The sequence below is a fragment of the Streptomyces sp. NTH33 genome (assembly GCF_003236365.1).
GTDB lineage: Bacteria > Actinomycetota > Actinomycetes > Streptomycetales > Streptomycetaceae > Streptomyces.
In genome coordinates, this window is the sequence record NZ_POTZ01000960.1 from 1 (window position 1) to 1,016 (window position 1,016).

1 protein-coding gene is annotated in these 1,016 nt (G+C 70.4%); it reads left to right on the forward strand.

Going from position 1 to position 1,016, the window contains the following annotated elements; all coding sequences use genetic code 11:
- Positions 1 to 51: 51 nt before the first annotated feature.
- Positions 52 to 1,016, forward strand: a 965-nt coding sequence (locus C1I97_RS37815; protein ID WP_111007359.1) for a complex I subunit 1/NuoH family protein, incomplete at its 3' end; no start/stop codon positions are given.

Here is a 1,016-nt window from a genome sequence, read left to right on the forward strand (position 1 = left end):
TGACAGCCCCGGCACCCCCGACGCCCCCGACGACTCCGAAGGAGGCCCGCAGTGAACGACGCGGTCGACGTCGCCCTGCGACTCCTGATCGTCTTCGTGGTCTTCCTCACCTTCCCCCTGATCATCGGTCAGACCGAGCACAAAGTGATGGCCCACATGCAGGGCCGCCTCGGCCCCATGTACGCCGGCGGCTTCCACGGCTGGGCCCAGCTCGTCGCGGACGGCGTGAAGTTCGCGCAGAAGGAGGACGTGGTCCCGGCCGGCGCCGACCGCCGGGTCTTCCAGCTCGCCCCCGCCGTCGCCCTGCTGCCGTACCTCCTCGTGCTGCTCGCCATCCCGATCGGCCCCGGTGAGGGCGCCGTCGGCCAGGTCCTCGACGCGGGCATCTTCTTCGTGCTCGCCGTGATGGGCGTCGGCGTCCTCGGCTCGCTCATGGCCGGGTGGGCCTCCGCCAACAAGTTCTCCCTCCTCGGCGGTCTGCGCACCGCCGCCCAGCTCCTCGCCTACGAACTGCCCATGCTGCTCGCCGCCGCCTCCGTGGCGATGGCGGCCGGCACGGTCTCCCTGCCCGGCATCGCCGACGCCTTCCAGTGGTGGTGGCTGCCCTGGCAGATCGTCGGCGCGGTCGTCTTCTTCGTCGCCGGCCTCGCCGAACTGCAGCGCCCGCCGTTCGACATGCCCGTCGCCGACTCGGAGATCATCTTCGGCGCGTACACCGAGTACACCGGTCTCCGCTTCGCCCTCTTCCTCCTCGCCGAGTACGCCGGGATCGTCGTCCTGTGCGGTCTGACCACCGTCCTCTTCCTGGGCGGCTGGCACGGCCCCTGGGGCGCCGACGGACTCGGCTGGCTGTGGACCCTGCTGAAGACCGCCGTTCTCGCCTTCGTCGTCATCTGGCTGCGCGTCACCTACCCCCGCCTGCGCGAGGACCAGTTGCAGAAACTCTCCTGGACCCTCCTCGTCCCCCTCTCCCTCGCCCAGATCGCCCTCACCGGCATCGTCAAGGTGGTGATCTC